This is a genomic window from Enterobacter sp. Acro-832, assembly GCF_011752745.1.
Taxonomy (GTDB): Bacteria; Pseudomonadota; Gammaproteobacteria; order Enterobacterales; family Enterobacteriaceae; genus Enterobacter; species Enterobacter quasiroggenkampii.
On the sequence record NZ_VWWX01000003.1, the window covers coordinates 439,708 to 452,566 of the forward strand.

Annotated in this window: 13 protein-coding genes; 5 read left to right on the forward strand and 8 right to left on the reverse strand. The window is 56.7% G+C overall.

The window, feature by feature from the left end; all coding sequences use genetic code 11:
- Window positions 1–154: 154 nt before the first annotated feature.
- From F3J31_RS13565 to F3J31_RS13585, 5 genes are all read right to left on the reverse strand, one after another.
- Entirely contained in the window at window positions 155–1,225 is a 1,071-nt protein-coding gene (locus F3J31_RS13565; protein WP_039265500.1) for an ABC transporter ATP-binding protein, read from the reverse strand.
- Window positions 1,218–2,987: an iron ABC transporter permease gene (locus F3J31_RS13570; protein WP_023294491.1), complete on the reverse strand. Its 1,770-nt coding sequence runs from the start codon at window positions 2,985–2,987 to the stop codon at window positions 1,218–1,220. The genes F3J31_RS13565 and F3J31_RS13570 overlap by 8 nt, the downstream gene beginning before the upstream one ends.
- Window positions 2,988–3,067: 80 nt before the next feature.
- Window positions 3,068–4,156 (reverse strand): ABC transporter substrate-binding protein, encoded by a 1,089-nt coding sequence (locus F3J31_RS13575; RefSeq protein ID WP_167213611.1) that lies wholly within the window; start codon window positions 4,154–4,156, stop codon window positions 3,068–3,070.
- A gap of 168 nt (window positions 4,157–4,324) precedes the next feature.
- A complete protein-coding gene (locus F3J31_RS13580) occupies window positions 4,325–5,020 on the reverse strand; it encodes a response regulator (protein WP_023326016.1) in 696 nt (231 codons plus the stop codon).
- A complete protein-coding gene (locus F3J31_RS13585) occupies window positions 5,004–6,644 on the reverse strand; it encodes a sensor histidine kinase (protein ID WP_167213615.1) in 1,641 nt (546 codons plus the stop codon). The genes F3J31_RS13580 and F3J31_RS13585 overlap by 17 nt, the downstream gene beginning before the upstream one ends.
- A gap of 176 nt (window positions 6,645–6,820) precedes the next feature.
- Between F3J31_RS13585 and yjdI the strand changes: the two genes are divergently transcribed.
- Entirely contained in the window at window positions 6,821–7,051 is a 231-nt protein-coding gene (gene yjdI / locus F3J31_RS13590) for a 4Fe-4S mono-cluster protein YjdI (protein ID WP_008499689.1), read from the forward strand.
- A gap of 10 nt (window positions 7,052–7,061) precedes the next feature.
- Window positions 7,062–7,334 carry a GNAT family N-acetyltransferase gene (locus tag F3J31_RS13595; RefSeq protein ID WP_008499687.1) on the forward strand — a complete coding sequence of 91 codons (273 nt, stop codon included), beginning with the start codon at window positions 7,062–7,064 and terminating at the stop codon, window positions 7,332–7,334.
- Between the two features lie 27 nt (window positions 7,335–7,361).
- Here the strand turns inward: F3J31_RS13595 and F3J31_RS13600 are convergent, their stop codons facing one another.
- Window positions 7,362–7,973, reverse strand: a complete 612-nt coding sequence (locus tag F3J31_RS13600; RefSeq protein WP_167213618.1) for a LysE family translocator — start codon at window positions 7,971–7,973, stop codon at window positions 7,362–7,364.
- Between the two features lie 116 nt (window positions 7,974–8,089).
- On the opposite strand from F3J31_RS13600, the gene F3J31_RS13605 reads away from it, so the two are divergent.
- Entirely contained in the window at window positions 8,090–8,542 is a 453-nt protein-coding gene (locus tag F3J31_RS13605) for an Lrp/AsnC family transcriptional regulator (protein ID WP_021242030.1), read from the forward strand.
- Between the two features lie 55 nt (window positions 8,543–8,597).
- Here F3J31_RS13605 and F3J31_RS13610 read toward each other — a convergent pair whose 3' ends face one another.
- A complete protein-coding gene (locus F3J31_RS13610) occupies window positions 8,598–9,827 on the reverse strand; it encodes an amino acid permease (protein WP_045909904.1) in 1,230 nt (409 codons plus the stop codon).
- Between the two features lie 119 nt (window positions 9,828–9,946).
- A complete protein-coding gene (locus F3J31_RS13615; protein WP_023333288.1) occupies window positions 9,947–10,408 on the reverse strand; it encodes a multidrug/biocide efflux PACE transporter in 462 nt (153 codons plus the stop codon).
- Between the two features lie 105 nt (window positions 10,409–10,513).
- Between F3J31_RS13615 and F3J31_RS13620 the strand changes: the two genes are divergently transcribed.
- Both F3J31_RS13620 and F3J31_RS13625 read left to right on the forward strand, forming a co-directional pair.
- Window positions 10,514–11,380: a LysR family transcriptional regulator gene (locus F3J31_RS13620; RefSeq protein ID WP_045909903.1), complete on the forward strand. Its 867-nt coding sequence runs from the start codon at window positions 10,514–10,516 to the stop codon at window positions 11,378–11,380.
- Between the two features lie 93 nt (window positions 11,381–11,473).
- Window positions 11,474–12,652: an acetyl-CoA C-acetyltransferase gene (locus F3J31_RS13625; protein ID WP_045415627.1), complete on the forward strand. Its 1,179-nt coding sequence runs from the start codon at window positions 11,474–11,476 to the stop codon at window positions 12,650–12,652.
- The last annotated feature ends 207 nt before the right edge of the window (window positions 12,653–12,859 follow it).

Sequence of the window (12,859 nt, forward strand, 5' to 3'; positions counted from 1 at the left end):
AACAAGAGAGTTAATCAAGTAGGATTTGATCATTCTGATGGTGATTGAGGGAATGATGTGTAATAAAAACAATAAATTTAACATAAGATAGATTGCGTGCACTCATAATACACCAACAAAAAAGGCCGCATCCCGCAGCCTTTTCCTCTCACACTCACCCTTTCGGGAACACCCAAACATGCTTCTCCGGCAGCGAAAGATGGCAGTGCTGCGGATCCCGAACCTCATGCCCATACGCACGAATGACAAAATCATCCCCCACCGTGCGGAACAGGTATTCCCAGCGGTCGCCGAGATACATGCTGGTGAGCAGCGGCAGCTCAAGCTGATTTTCCCCTGGCCCCTCGACCACCGCGACGCGCTCGACGCGGATCACCGCCGTGGCGTCATTACCGCTCTGTACCCCTTCGCCCGCCTGGCCCCACAGCACCCAGCCTTTGCCTTCGATACGCGCTCTGCCGTCGCGCACTTCGGTGACCTTGCCGTGCAGGCGGTTGTTGCTGCCCATAAACTCGGCGGTAAATAGCGTCTTCGGCGAGCCGTACATCTCCTGCGGCGTGCCCTGTTGCTCAATTTTGCCGTTGTTGAGCAGCAGGATACGGTCGGAAATGGACATCGCTTCGTTCTGGTCGTGCGTCACCATCAACGCGGACAGCCCGAGCTTGATAATCAGCTCGCGCAGGAACACGCGGGCCTCTTCGCGCAGCTTGGCGTCGAGGTTGGAAAGCGGCTCGTCCAGCAAAATCACCGGCGGGTTGTACACCAGCGCGCGGCCAATCGCCACGCGCTGCTGCTGCCCACCGGAGAGCTGGTGCGGGTGACGTTTGCCAAGATGGCCCAGACCAAGCTGGTCCAGCACGTCCTGCACGCGCTGCTGGATCTCTTTGGCCGGGACTTTGCGCAGCTTGAGCGGATAGGCCACGTTCTCAAACACGGTTTTGTGCGGCCACAGGGCGTAGGACTGGAATACCAGCCCCAGGTTACGCTCTTCCGCCGGGACCTCACTGCGCGGCGTGCCGTCGTAAACTTTATTGTTGCCAATCACAATCGAGCCCTGGGTCGGTTTTTCCAGACCCGCGACGGCGCGGAGCAGGGTGGTTTTGCCGCTGCCGGAGGGGCCTAACAAGGAGACCACTTCGCCGCGCTTCAGGTTCATGGAGACACCTTTTAAAACAGGATTGTCGCCGTAGGTTAAGTGCAGATCGTCAACCGCTAATTCAATCATGTATTTTCACTCCGAAACGAAGGGCAATGCCCAGACCTACCACGACAAGCAGGATGTTAATGAAAGAGAGCGCCGCCACGATATCAATGGCACCCGCGGCCCAGAGGGAAACCAGCATCGAGCCGATGGTCTCCGTGCCGGGTGAAAGCAGGTACACACCCGTTGAGTATTCGCGTTCAAAGATCAGGAACATCAGCAGCCACGAACCGATCAGACCGTAGCGGGAGAGCGGAATAGTGACGTGGCGGGTGATCTGCCCGCGCGTTGCCCCGGTGCTGCGCGCGGCTTCTTCAAGCTCCGGCCCTACCTGCAGCAGCGTGGAAGAGATAAGCCTCAGCCCGTAAGCCATCCACACCACGGTATAGGCCAGCCAGACGCTGAAAATGGTGCTGCGCAGCGAACGCAGCCAGACGATGACGTTTTCGCGCATCCAGTCGGTCCAGGCAAACCCGGAAAGCCAGCCGGATTTCAGCGAGTTATCCAGCCACATCGGCAGGAACAGGAACACCCACAGGAAGGCCAGACCCGCCAGCAGGCCAGGCACGGCGCGCGGCACCAGCACGCTGTAGTCCAGGAAACGCGTGGTGTTGTCCGGCTTACGGTGCATGGCAATGCCGACAAACAGGTAGCACACCACGGCCAGCGCGCCGCCAATGACGCCAATCGCCATGGAGTTGACGATGGCGCGCAGCAGGTTGGGCTGCGCCCAGATGGTGCGGAAGGTGTTCAGAGAAAGCTCGTCCCACAGCGAAACGCCCACGCCCCAGTTGGAGATAAACGCGCGCAGCACCACGCCGAGCAGCGGAACGCCGATGGTGACGGTGAGCCAGAAGGCAATCACCGCGCCAGCCACCCAGCGCCATTTACCCAGCGGTAGCGCGCGGGCCTGCGAGGCCTTGCCCTTCATGGTGACGAAGCGGTTGGCGGTGCGCATCAGGCGACGCTGGAGCATCACCAGCGGGATGGTGATGCAGATCAGCACCACAGCAACCGCCGCCATCAGGTTATAGGATGGGGTACCCATCTTGTTCGTCAGCTTATAGAGATAGGTCGCCAGCACCATGTTGCCTTCCGGGTCGCCGAGGACCAGCATCAGGCCGAACACTTCCAGCCCGAGGAAGAACAGCAGCACGGTGGCGTACAGAATGGACGGGCGTACCATCGGCAGGCTGACGGAGGTCATCACCTGCCAGGGCGACGCGCCCGCGGTGCGCGCGGCTTCTTCCACGTCGGAGCCCACGCTGCGCAGCGCTGACGAGATATACAGATAGGCGTGCGGGACGTGCGTCAGGCCGGCAATGACCACAATGCTCGACATGTCGTAGATGTTCCACGGCACAAAGCCAATCAGCGCCTCGGCCCACTGGGAGAGAAAGCCCACCGGACCGGCGGCCACCACGTAGCCGAAGCCCAGCACCATCGGTGACACGAAAATCGGGACCAGGATCAGCGGCTCAATCAGCCGGCGACCGGGCAGGTCGGTACGCACCATCAGAAACGCCAGCACGCCGCCCAGCGGGATAGAGATAAAGACCAGCCCGAAAGCCAGAATAAAGCCGCTTTTCAGGGCCTTATAAAAATCGGGGTCGGTGAAAATAAAATCAAATGATTCAAAGCTCCACTCTTTTGACGGCGAAAAGAACGGCGCGGACAGGAAGCTCTGGATCACGATAAACGACAGCGGCGTGTAGATAACCAGGGCGGTTATCAGCACGACGATGCCTCGCGGCAGGCTTTGCCACTTTCTGCGTAATGTATTCATGGGGTATCCCTGGTGTTGCAGCCCAGAAAAACGAACTCAGTCGATAAGGGAGCGCGGCGGCCAGCGCCGCGCTCAGACGCTTATTTAGCGGCGGCGGTACGCCACTCTTTGATGTACTCGAGGCGTTTTTTCGGCTGCAGGTATTCCAGCAGCGTTTGATCAACCGGGATCGGCTTCAGCGCGTTGCCGAGGATTTTGGTCAGGCCGTCGATATCGTTCTTGCCTTCGATATCGTTACGAATGGAGGGGATGTCCGCCTGATTGGCCAGAATGTTTTGCCCTTGTTCAGAGAGCACGTAGTCCAGCCACAGCTTCGCGGCATTGCTGTTTTGCGATTGCTGGCTGATGAACGACACGCGCGACAGCACCAGGGTGTAATCTTTCGGATAGGCAATGCCGAGTGACGGATCGTTCTTCGCACGCGCTTCCGCATAGGAACCGAGGATGTTGAAGCCGATCAGGTTTTCACCGGAGGAGACGCGCTCCATCATGGTGCCGGTAGACGACTGCACCGACAGGCCCCCTTTGGCGACGTCGGCCAGGGTCTTAAAGTAGTTCGGATCGGCGTTGTGATCCTGCACCGAGAGCATAAAGCCCAGACCCGATTTTTCGATATCGTAGGTGGTGACTTTGTTCTTGAATTTGTCCGTCTGGCTGGCAATCAGCTTCGCCAGCGCGGCGTGAGAATCCGGCACGTCGCCAGCCGGGATCAGACGCTTGTTGTAGATAAAGACCACCGGCTCATAGGTGGTGCCGTAGGCCTTATCTTTCCAGACCGCCCATTTCGGCAGCTGGCTTTGCTCCGGAGATTTGTACTCCATGGCGTAGTCGGTGGCGAGCTTCAGGCCGGTGTCCATCGAGGAGCTCCAGACCACGTCGCCGCTCACGCCGCCGGAAGCCTGTTCGCTGATGAAACGGTTGTACAGCTCGGTGCTGTTCATGTCGTTGTATTCGACTTTAATGCCCGGGTAGGTTTTTTCGAAGCCCTGGATCAGCGGGCCGGCAGCTTTGATGTCGGTGGTGGAATAGATGACAACCTTGCCCTCTTTCGTGGCGGCATCAACCACTTTTTGATACTCAGCAGGATAACCCTGCGGCAGGGAAGACAGTGCAGAAGCAGAGAACAGTACGGTAGCGGTAAGCAGAGAAATTCGGAACGTGTTCGACATTATAGTTAACCTTTTAGTTACATTTGAGGAACTAATTGTCAACATAGCGTAAAGCGCGCCTCCGACAATAGGGAGGCGAGGGCAATGATTCCGAAGTGTGATTGTCGCCGTCGTTTCAGCAATTAACACCATAAAATCCGCGAACGTTAGCCAACGAACGGTTGCGGATCACGGTTTATCGGGGGCTTTGCGGTATAACCGGCGAGGATGACCAATATTGCCGTACAGCATTTCAACGCTGATTAACCCGCTTTCCACGCAGTATTCGAGATAGCGGCGCCCCGTGGTTTTGCTGATCCCCACGTTTTCCACCACCTCCTCAACCGACATCGCGCTGTCGGGATGCTCGGCGAACAGGCGTTTAATCCGCTCCAGCGTCTGGGGCTCAATGCCCTTTGTGGACGGCGTAACGGAGGCTTCCGCGGCAGGCAGATGAAACAGGCGATCCAGCGCATGCTGGTCGACCACCTTCACCTGCTGCACGGTGTGGATGAAGCGCATAAACCGCTCCAGCGAGGCGTGCAGGCGCTGGAAAAAGACGGGCTTGATGAGGTAATCAAACGCGCCGCTGCGCATGGCGTGGCTGCAGGTCTGCATATCGCTGGCGGCGGTGATGAAGATCACCGAACACTCATAGCTTTTCAGCAGCGGGTTATCGATGAGCTCCACGCCTTTACCGTCCGGAAGATAGTTGTCCAGCAGGATTAGCCGCGGCTGATGCTGACGAATCAGGCTGCATGCCTGCTCAATCGACGCGGCGATACCCACCACGCGTAAATGAAAATTCTGCTCGATATACTCGCGATGCAGCTCCGCCAGGTGCGGCTCATCTTCAACGATCACAACATCAAGTGCTCGGGTCATGCTTTAGCCCATTCGGAATAAACACAGAAAAAATAGTCCCTTGTGGCGTGTTGTCGGCAATCTCAATACTGCCGCCAGCCTTATCGATATATCCTGCCACCAGATACAGGCCAATACCGTGCTCGGTGCCCACAATGTCGTTTTCACGTTCCGGTTTGCTGCTGAATCCCTGGCGGAAAATATGCGGCTTCATCGCATCCTCCACCCCACAGCCCCGGTCGGCCACCTCGATCAGCAGCTCCTGGTTACGGTCAGAAATGTAGAGTTCCACCGGCGCGGGGACCGGTGCCTTAAGGGTCGCGTCTACCGCGTTATCCAGCAGGTTACCAATAATGGACATCAGCTCCGTTTCGTTGAGCGTGGCAGGCATGCGGGTGAGCTGGCAAGCGGGATCAAACAGCAGCTCGATGCCTTTTTCGCGCGCGCTGACGTATTTTCCTAACAGCAGCCCACACAGCGCGGGAGAGGAAAAACGGGCGGAGACAAAGTCCAGCACCCGCTGCGCGCCTTCGGACTGCACCTGGATGTAACGAATCGCTTCGTCATAGTGTTTCATCTGCAGCAAGCCCACCAGCGTGGCGGTCCAGTTCAGCTGCTCGTGGCGCATAATGCGCAGGTTATCGGCATAGCGCTTGATCTGACTGAGCTGGCTGCTGAGGGTGTTGATGTCATTTTTGTCGCGAAAGCTGTAGACCCAGCCGCTTTCAACGCCGGGTTCGACCTCAATCGCCACCCGGTTGACGATCACCTCGCGCTGGTTCAGCACGGCAATCTGGTCGTGGCGGCCAGCGCTCACCGAGGCGTAGCGCTGGGATAAAAAGCCCGGCGACGTCTGCAGAACGTCTTCCAGCGGTTTGCCGATAAGCGCTTTCTCACTTTGCCGGATATCCAGCATTTCTCGTGCGGCGCGGTTAATTAAAATCAGCTGCTTCTCTTCATTGACGGCAAATACCCCTTCATACATGGCTTCTAATAGCGCGCGCTGCTGCAAAACCAGCTGAGCGATATCTTTCGGCTCCAGTCGGAACATCTGTTTTTTGAGATTGCGGGTAAACAGCCAGGAGAACATAAACAGCAGCAGCAGAAGAGCCGCGCCGTACAGCCCGGACTGCCAGAGAATGCGGGCATTAATATTGGCAATATAGGAGGTCAGATAGCCGACCGAGACAATACCAATCACCTGGTGCTGTGCGTTAAAGATCGGCGCTTTGCTGCGCAGTGAAACCCCAATCCCGCCCTGGCGCACGGAAATAATGGTTTTGCCCTTTAATACCTCCGCATTATCTCCGCCGATCATCGGTAAATTAATCCGCTCCGGGGATTCCGAATGATAGAGGTGCTGTTCCTCGGTATCGCCAATCACAATGTAGCTGGCATCGCTTTCGGCGCGCAGCGGCTGGATTAACCGGGCGATGCCGGGGATATCTCTGGCCGCCACCTTTGCCGCCAGACCCGGCATCAGCGCGATCTGGCTGGCCTGAACCCGGGCACGCTGGCCGAGATCGTGATGGAGCTGCCGGTCAATAAAATGAAACAGGATCGTTCCCAGCAGAACTAACAGCAGGCAGGAGAAGCACACCAGCGCTAAAAATAGCTTTACCTGAAAAGAGAGTCTGCGTTTCATTCAACCTGCGGATGTTATGTAAAAGTGACATTTGCCGAGCCTGACATGGGCAAATAGCGGACGCAATCTGGCAAGAAAAGAGTTGTGACCTGGCTTTTCGTTTTCGGCGTTATAGCCATCAGGATCCCGTCAGGCTATTCTTCATTCAGCACGATAATAATTACAGAGGCAATGTCATGGATAAAGAGCTACTGGATGCGGGTTACCGGGCCTATACCGGCGAGAAAATTGACGTTTACTTCAACACCGGGATCTGCAAACACTCCGGTAACTGCGTGCGTGGCAGCGCAAAGCTGTTTAATCTGAAACGTAAACCGTGGATTATTCCCGATGAAGTGGACGTTGAAACGGTTGTCCGCGTGATTGATACCTGCCCGAGCGGTGCGCTGAAGTATCGCCAAAAATAAGCGAGGAACCATGGATATTCTGGAAGGCCATAACAAGTTTTACGTGAATGATGCGAACGGCAACCAGGTCGCGGAGATTGTCTTCGTGCCGACCGGCGAGCACCTGAGCATTATCGAGCACACCGATGTGGATGAGAGCCTGAAAGGGCAGGGCGTCGGTAAACAGCTGGTGGCGAAAGTGGTGGAGAAGATGCGCGGTGAGAACCGCAAAATTATTCCGCTGTGCCCGTTCGCGAAACATGAGTTTGATAAAACGCGGGAATATGACGATATTCGGGCGTAAATAACACCGGCGATGGCCGGTGTTTTTTTATCTTACCTGCTCAAGCAGCAATACCATCGCGATCAGCACCATTATCCCTCCAGATGCCATGCTCACCCGACGCGCCGCCTGTGGCCGGGTCGCCAGCACCGCTTTCGAACCATACCCCACCAGCAGATAGACCAGGGTACAGGTAATAAGGTGCATCATCCCAAGCGCGGACATCTGCATCGCTATCGACCAGCTTCCGGTTGGGTCTGTAAACTGCGGGAGCAGGGCCAGGAACAGCAAAAAAACCTTCGGGTTAAGGCCGCTAATACAGAGCCCTTTCACCGCCCACTGTCGCCAGTTTCCCGCGTGGTGGCTGGCCTTTTCCGGGGCGGCAGGGTGACGCAACAGTCCGATGCCGAGCCACAGGAGATACGCGGCCCCCGCCACGGTCAGCCCGGCTAACGCCAGCGGATGTTGAGCAATCAATACCCCCACGCCTGCCACCACAATCAATGTGGCTAGCAGATGCCCGGACATCAGCCCCATCACCGCCGGGACCACGCGGCGTCCATTAATTCCGGCGCTAATAGCGTAGGCCCAGTCGGCCCCCGGGGTCATGATGAGCAGAAACGAAACCACCCAAAAGCCGGCCACAATACTCATTTCCATCGTCCTGAAATACTCCCGCAGTGCGTTATACGTTGCGAAAAAGAATATCGCTAACACTGCGAAATAGGCTTTCAATGTTATGCTCATAACACGGTGAAAATGAGAAAATCTTCCACATGGATAGCATCGATAGAAAAATTCTTGCTGAGCTGCAGTCTGACGGCCGCCTGTCGCTTACCGAACTGGCTGAGCGGGTGAATCTGAGCCTTTCGCCGTGCCATCGTCGCGTGCGGGCGCTGGAGCAAAGCGGGGCCATAACGGGATATCGTGCCAGCCTCGACCCCGCCAAAATGGGGTTTAATTTCCTGGCGATAGTGTTCGCGACGCTGAAAGAGGGTGACCGCAAGGCGGTCAGCGCGTTTGAAGAGGCGGTGGAAGAGATCCCGCAGATCGTGCTGGCCCAGCGCCTGTTTGGCGATCCTGATTATCTGATGCACGTCGTGACCCGCGACCTTTCCGCTTTCCAGAAGCTTTACGACGAGAAGCTCTCCGCCATGCCCGGCGTGCAGCATCTTCGCTCAACGCTTGTCATGAAAACGGTGGTGCAGGACAGGCCTTTTCCGCTGTAAGCAGGAGGCCGGGAGTGGATGGCCTGCCCGGCAGCGCGCCGGGCAGGAAAGGGAATTAGCCGACAAACATCACCGACACGCACAGCACCCCGACGATCAGCGTCAGCAGGTTGCCAATGGAACGGTACGGTTTCAGGGAGGGGATCAGATACGTCGACAGCGTCGGCATGATAAACAGGATCATGGCGATAAGCGGGCCGCTGATGGCGTAAATCATCGAAATGGCGTTCGGGTTAATGCAGCAGACGGCAAAGGTGATTAACGACACCCCCATAATGGAAATCGCGCGGTTAAAGGCGCGGCTCTTTTTCACCCCCACCTGATTCAGCGACGACTTCACGATCTCCGTCGCCCCTTCAATCACCCCAAAATAGGTGCCGAGGAACGATTTCGACATCGCAATTATCGCCACGACAATCCCGGAAATTCCCAGCCACGCCGGTGAAGAAGGCATCATCGACAGCGCGGACAGGATCGTCACCCCTTCCTCTTTGGCGGCCACAATGTACGACGGCGGAATAGAGAGCAGGCAGCTGAAGACAAAGAACAGCACGCTCAGGCAGATAATCAGATACGCCACCTTCATGATTTTCTTGCATTTATCCATGGCGCCGTCGCCAAATTTCTCGCGACGGTCAACGGCAAACGTGGAGATAATCGGGGTATGGCTGAACGCAAACACCATCACCGGAATCGAAATCCAGACCTGGTGCAGCGTGTGGCGATCGACGGCCATCTGGCTGGTCAGCAGCGAGGGTTGCCAGCTGCCGATCAGATAGAGCGAGACAAACAGGAAATAGGCAATCAGCGGAAACACCAGGAAGCCCATCACTTTTATCGTGATATGCCGTCCCATCAGGAAGATCAGATTCAGGACCAGCACCACGCCCAGGCTGACCAGCACGCGAACAGCGGTATCCACCGTCAGGTGTTTTCCCAGTTGCTCGGTTAACGAGTTGGTGATGGCCACCGCATAAATCTGCACCACCACAAAGAAGGCGATGAAATAGAGCGTGGTGATCAGGTTGCCGATCTTCCGGCCGTAATAGTGCGAAACGGCGCCGGTGATCCCTTCGTTGCCTTTCGTTTTCGACGAGAGGATAAATTGCGCCAGCGCTTTGTGCGGCCAGTAGGTTAAGGGATAGGCCACGAGGGCGGTAATAAACAGGACGATTGCGCCTGCGGAGCCCAGCTGAATGGGCAGGAAGAGCGTTCCTGCGCCCACGGCCGTGCCGTAGAGAGCGAAACTCCAGAGAGTCTCATCTTTTGACCAAATTTTCGACATTAGAGCAACGTATCAACTATCAAACCATCAGAATGGAGTGCAATTTACCATAGTTATGCACGGAGAGCGCAGTTGCTTCGAAGGCGTTTGGCCGGAACGGACGTCCGGCCAGAAGGCGTTTAGCCTGCCAGGGCACGTCGTTGCTGGCGGCGCTTAAGAAATTTCTCGCGGAGGCAATCGTACGCCCAGTTATAGAACATGGTGTACGGCAGGAAGAACAGGAAGAAACCTATTTCCAGTGTGAATGCCTGCAGCAGGGTGACGCCCAGCACGGCGGCGACAATCGACACGCCAATCACAATAAACCCGCATTCGAACCCCAGCGCATGCAACGCACGCACTTTTGCCGTACGTTTGACGCGCTGAACGGGCCAGAAACGGTCGAAGCCGAAGTTATAAATAATGTTCCACAGCATGGCGGTGGTCGCCAGAATAATGGTCAACCCACCCATTTCCACCACGGAACGCTGCATGAGCCACGCCGCCGTAGGGGCGAGGATCGCCGTCGCAATTCCTTCAAAACAAACTGCATGAAAGATCCGCTCCGGCAGTTTACGTTGGAGTGCATCCTGATGTTGCATAGCGATAGACCTCGTTAATTCGCCGGTATGGGCGTTGATGTGGCCTATTTTCATCGCTAAAGCTGATATATTAAAGATAGTATCCATCGCTAAAGTAGATAGGTTATGCGCTATTCACCCGAAGCCCTTACCGCGTTTGTCGAGACCGTTGCGGCAGGCTCTTTCTCTGCGGCTGCACGCCGGCTGCGTAAAAGCCAGTCGACGGTCAGCACGTCCATTGCCCATCTTGAAGCCGATCTGGGCTTTGAGCTGTTTGACCGCTCGGCACGCCAGCCGGTGTTAACGGCCCAGGGGGAACAGGTGCTGGGCTATGTGCAGGCTATTCTCGCCGCCAGCACGCGGCTGGATGAGCTGGCGGTGTCGCTATCGGCGCAAACGGAGGCGCGTCTGACGTTTGTCCTTTCCGATACCCTCAACCCGGACGTGCTGGAAGAGATGATGAAACAGTTTGACGCGCGCTTTCCCCATACGGAATTCGAATGTCTGATTGGCGAGGAGGAGGACGTGATCGATCTGCTGCAAAAGGAGCGCGCGCAGATTGGCCTCACCGAGGCGCGAGACGGTTATCCTACGGATATCGGCGCTATCCGGCTGCCGATGCAGACCCGCATGGCGATCTATGTCGCGACCACGCATCCGCTCGCCGGACAACATGATGTTCAGCGTGACGAGCTGCACGGCTGGCGAGAGCTGCGGCTGAGCACCTATCTTGAGCGCGAGGCGGAGATCGCGCGCGGGCCCGTCTGGTCAGCCCCGAATTACCTGTTACTCTTGAGTATGGCGGTACAGGGATTTGGCTGGTGCGTCTTGCCGTGCGCGCTGGTGGATGAGTTTGCCGCCGCGAAATCCCTGGTACAGCTCAATGTTCCCGGCTGGCCGCGGGCGATCGGCATCGATCTGCTGTGGAATAAACGATCCCCTCCCGGTGTTGCCGGAAGCTGGCTGCGACAGTATCTGCAGGATGCACGCTGATCCTTGTGATTAAACTCACTATTTTTAAACAATTAAGATAATTGCCAGTAACAATCCTCTACTATCGTCATGTCATTTAACACAGAGGTCGTGATGAAAGATGTCGTAATAGTGGGTGCGTTGCGTACAGCTATCGGCTGTTTTCAGGGAGCGCTTGCGCGTCACTCGGCGGTTGACCTGGGGAGCGTGGTGGTGAAAGCGCTCGTGGAACGTAGCGGGATCGCAGCACATGAAGTTGACGAGGTGATTCTGGGACAGGTCCTCACGGCCGGTGCCGGGCAAAACCCTGCGCGTCAGGCGGCGCTGAAGGGCGGGCTGCCCAATACCGTCTCCGCTATCACCATCAACGACGTCTGTGGTTCAGGATTAAAAGCGCTGCATCTCGCGACGCAGGCCATCCAGTGTGGTGAGGCGGACGTGATCATTGCGGGCGGGCAGGAGAATATGAGCCGTGCGCCGCACGTGTTGACCGACAGCCGCACCGGCGCACAGCTGGGCAACAGTCAGCTGCTCGACAGCCTGGTGCATGACGGCCTGTGGGATGCCTTCAATGACTATCATATGGGCGTGACGGCGGAAAATCTGGCGCGCGAGTACGGTATCAGCCGTGAGGTGCAGGATGCCTATGCGCTGAGCTCGCAGCAAAAAGCGCGTGCGGCGATTGATTCCGGTCGTTTTCGCGACGAAATTGTCCCGGTCAGCGCGCTGCGTCAGAACGGCGAGGTGATGGTTGTGGATACCGATGAACAGCCGCGCACCGACGCCAGCGCTGAAGGGCTGGCCAGGCTGAATCCTGCTTTTGAAATGCAGGGCTCGGTGACGGCGGGAAACGCCTCTTCCATTAACGACGGCGCTGCCGCCGTCATGATGATGAGCGAAAGCAAAGCCCTCGAACTCGATCTTCCCGTGCTGGCCCGCATTAAGGCATTCGCCAGCGTGGGGGTTGATCCTGCGCTAATGGGGATCGCGCCGGTCTACGCCACCCGTCGCTGTCTGGAGCGTGCGGGGTGGCAGCTTTCTGATGTGGATCTGATCGAAGTGAACGAAGCCTATGCTGCGCAGGCGATCTCCGTCGGAAAAATGCTGGAGTGGGATCCGCTGCGGGTTAACGTGAACGGTGGGGCGATCGCGCTGGGGCACCCGATTGGGGCGTCCGGCTGCCGGATCCTGGTTTCGCTGGTCCACGAAATGAAAAAGCGCAATGCCCGCAAAGGGATTGCCACGCTTTGTATCGGCGGCGGGCAAGGGGTGGCGCTGGCCATCGAACGCTAACCTTTCCTTATTGAAAAGACCTCCTCCGGGAGGTTTTTTTGTGCCCTTTTTCTCCCGTCGGTTTAATTGTGATCCGAACATCATTTCCGTTATAAACAAAAATAAAAAATGAAACGTTGTTTTAAATGTAATTGAAAAGCTCACTTTATGCCGATAGTATGTGCTTATTATGAAAAACGGAACGCTGTTTCGTTTTACTTCCCGCCT

What these genes read in the sequence shown, in the direction of transcription:
- F3J31_RS13565 (WP_039265500.1), bottom strand. Translation starts at nt 1,225, where the DNA reads ATGATTGAATTAGCGGTTGACGATCTGCACTTAACCTACGGCGACAAT.
- F3J31_RS13570 (WP_023294491.1), bottom strand. Translation starts at nt 2,987, where the DNA reads ATGAATACATTACGCAGAAAGTGGCAAAGCCTGCCGCGAGGCATCGTC.
- F3J31_RS13575 (WP_167213611.1), bottom strand. Translation starts at nt 4,156, where the DNA reads ATGTCGAACACGTTCCGAATTTCTCTGCTTACCGCTACCGTACTGTTC.
- F3J31_RS13580 (WP_023326016.1), bottom strand. Translation starts at nt 5,020, where the DNA reads ATGACCCGAGCACTTGATGTTGTGATCGTTGAAGATGAGCCGCACCTG.
- F3J31_RS13585 (WP_167213615.1), bottom strand. Translation starts at nt 6,644, where the DNA reads ATGAAACGCAGACTCTCTTTTCAGGTAAAGCTATTTTTAGCGCTGGTG.
- yjdI (WP_008499689.1), top strand. Translation starts at nt 6,821, where the DNA reads ATGGATAAAGAGCTACTGGATGCGGGTTACCGGGCCTATACCGGCGAG.
- F3J31_RS13595 (WP_008499687.1), top strand. Translation starts at nt 7,062, where the DNA reads ATGGATATTCTGGAAGGCCATAACAAGTTTTACGTGAATGATGCGAAC.
- F3J31_RS13600 (WP_167213618.1), bottom strand. Translation starts at nt 7,973, where the DNA reads ATGGAAATGAGTATTGTGGCCGGCTTTTGGGTGGTTTCGTTTCTGCTC.
- F3J31_RS13605 (WP_021242030.1), top strand. Translation starts at nt 8,090, where the DNA reads ATGGATAGCATCGATAGAAAAATTCTTGCTGAGCTGCAGTCTGACGGC.
- F3J31_RS13610 (WP_045909904.1), bottom strand. Translation starts at nt 9,827, where the DNA reads ATGTCGAAAATTTGGTCAAAAGATGAGACTCTCTGGAGTTTCGCTCTC.
- F3J31_RS13615 (WP_023333288.1), bottom strand. Translation starts at nt 10,408, where the DNA reads ATGCAACATCAGGATGCACTCCAACGTAAACTGCCGGAGCGGATCTTT.
- F3J31_RS13620 (WP_045909903.1), top strand. Translation starts at nt 10,514, where the DNA reads ATGCGCTATTCACCCGAAGCCCTTACCGCGTTTGTCGAGACCGTTGCG.
- F3J31_RS13625 (WP_045415627.1), top strand. Translation starts at nt 11,474, where the DNA reads ATGAAAGATGTCGTAATAGTGGGTGCGTTGCGTACAGCTATCGGCTGT.